Origin of the sequence: Paenarthrobacter aurescens (assembly GCF_025421775.1) — a bacterium.
Lineage (GTDB): Bacteria > Actinomycetota > Actinomycetes > Actinomycetales > Micrococcaceae > Arthrobacter > Arthrobacter aurescens_B.
On record NZ_JAOEFX010000633.1, the window covers coordinates 1 to 243 of the forward strand.

General features: G+C 58.8%; 1 protein-coding gene. It reads right to left on the reverse strand.

Features of this window, described 5'->3' with window-relative positions; genetic code table 11:
- The coding region (locus N7568_RS25085) for a hypothetical protein (protein ID WP_261612342.1) at nt 1–243 on the reverse strand (243 nt) is incomplete at both ends.

Sequence of the window (243 nt, forward strand, 5' to 3'; positions counted from 1 at the left end):
GTCCCTGTCCAACAGCATCTTCAGTTCCGACGGGTTCTCCTGCTCCGCGCGGGCGGCAACTGATGCCCGCTGGGCATGATGGTGTTCTTCAGCTTGAAAGAGCTGCGTACCGAAAAGTTTCTGTAGGAGGTCCAGACGGTCGTTGGCCATGGACCGCAAGAACCCCGCGAAATCCCCCTGCGGCAGCAACAACACCCTGGTGAACAGGTCAAGGTACATTCCAAGGACATCGGCGAGATCGGC